This window comes from Paenibacillus sp. NPDC058177, assembly GCF_042883835.1.
Taxonomy (GTDB): Bacteria; Bacillota; Bacilli; order Paenibacillales; family Paenibacillaceae; genus Paenibacillus_AQ; species Paenibacillus_AQ agri.
Window position 1 is genome coordinate 1 of sequence record NZ_JBHVVB010000018.1, and the last position, 1,952, is coordinate 1,952.

The following is a 1,952-nucleotide window of genomic DNA, read 5'->3' on the forward strand; positions in this document are numbered from 1 at the left end:
AAACACAATTTCGTTTCTCCAGTATAACACAAAACGTGATTTTTGAAGCAAAACGGTTCCTCTTTATGGAGCCGTTTTTTTTATTTCCCGAAGGGTTATTTGTCAGAATGACAAACCGATTTCGAGCCGGCGAGAACCCATTGTCACACCACGATTTAGGGGGTGTGTATAAATGGGCACTCTCTGTGAAATTTGAAGCTTTGAAATTCCGAATGGCGCACTTATACACTCTGTCGAGTGAGTGCTAAAATGCTGAAGCATTTCCGTCAAGCGTGTGGAGGAATCTTGTAGAGAGATATAGCATAGATACCCGTATCTCTAGAGATATTTTGGTATATCCCTGCTATATCTATGGGGTATCTATGCTATATCTTTGGCTTCAAAAACGGCACCTGTTCTAAGAGCATAGAAACTCAACAGGCACAGCCTGTTTGACACCCTTTTTTTTAGGGTGGCACCGAGTTTCCTTATGCTCTTTTTCTCTGAAGCTAAACCTGTTTTATATGTCGTAGTCTTTTTATTGGGAGTGACCCCTTGCTGTACAATTTCCGGAGGTGCCGATAAGGGACGAATTTTCCCTTGTCGGTTGCCTTTGGGGATTGTAAGGGGTGGAGGCTCGGAATCAAAAGGAAACGAAATATCATTCCGAGTGTGCTTCTTTTTTCTGTTCTTGAATTCTATTATTTCCAATGTTAGAATTATGTTAACAACTTGTTAGGAGTGTGTTTGGATGGAAGAGAAAAAACAAATTGGACCTCGAATTACTGTTGAAACATTTAAAAAGCTAGAGTTATTAGCCGAACATTTTACAAAACACAATGAATTTGGAAGAGTTTCAAAAGATGCTGTAATTGAGTTTGCTATTAAGGAATTGTATAGGGACTATTTGGGAAAAGGACGCTAATTTTTGTTGAAAAACTGACTTCGGATTTGGGGTTCTTTATTATTAACTTGATTTTAATTAAACATTACAGGAAAAATTGAGGGGAAATGGATGGATAAACGCAATGGTGACGCGGTTTTCATAGCTCCAAATGATGTTGTAAAAGTGACCACTATGAATCACGTCATTGAAGTTCAGCATATGGAGAAGATGAACCGGAAAAATAATATCAAAAAATTGGACAAGGATAGGTTTGTAGACCTCTCTACTGGGGAGATCCGGGAGTTCGAGCATTCGGAAAATCGGCAGGAAAATTATAATTCTTTGAGACAAACCTTTAAGAAGCTGCGTTATTTGATAAATAACAATTTTATAGGACGGCCAAATGAATTACATATAACTTTGACATACAAGAAAAATATGACGGACACGAAAAAACTTTATAGTGATTTTCAAAATTTTATCGACAGGTTGCGTTATAAATACAAGAAAGAAAGTTCGATAGATTATTTATCGGTGGTAGAGCCACAAGGACGTGGAGCCTGGCATTGTCATGTTTTAATGCGCTTTAATGATTTGGATAAGATTTATATTAAAAATGCTGAATTAAGGAGTCTATGGGGTTTAGGATTTGTAACAATCAAGTCATTAAAGGATATAGACAACATAGGAGCCTATTTGAGCGCTTATTTGACTGATATAGACCTAGAAGATGTCCAAGACAGGGAAACAGCCTTAAAAGTGGCTTCAGAGGGCTGTGAGGTGCAAACAAAGATCGTAGAAGGTCGGGAAAAGAAATTTTTAAAAGGCGGACGGCTGCACATGTATCCTTCCGGAATGAATATGTATCGAAAATCAAAAGGGATTGTTAAGCCGGAACGGGAAGAAATGAAGTTCGGAGACATAAAAAAAGTAGTGGGTTCGGCAAAACCACACTACGAGAAAAGTTATCATGTCGAAAATGACAATTTTGAAAACACAATTTCGTTTCTCCAGTATAACACAAAACGTGATTTTTGAAGCAAAACGGTTCCTCTTTATGGAGCCGTTTTTTTTATTTCCCGAAGGG

The 1,952-nt window shown here is 37.9% G+C and carries 3 protein-coding genes; all 3 read left to right on the top strand.

Annotated features, from left to right (window positions below; translation table 11 throughout):
* On the top strand, positions 1–248 hold a 248-nt coding region (locus tag ACFVU8_RS29920; protein WP_387432175.1), incomplete at its 5' end, for a hypothetical protein.
* 482 nt (positions 249–730) lie between these two features.
* On the top strand, positions 731–904 hold the full coding sequence (locus ACFVU8_RS29925; RefSeq protein WP_375839303.1) for a hypothetical protein: 174 nt from the start codon (positions 731–733) through the stop codon (positions 902–904).
* A 90-nt stretch (positions 905–994) separates the two neighbouring features.
* The gene (locus ACFVU8_RS29930) at positions 995–1,903 is read left to right on the top strand and encodes a rolling circle replication-associated protein (protein WP_375839305.1); all 909 of its coding nucleotides are present in this window, start codon (positions 995–997) and stop codon (positions 1,901–1,903) included.
* The last annotated feature ends 49 nt before the right edge of the window (positions 1,904–1,952 follow it).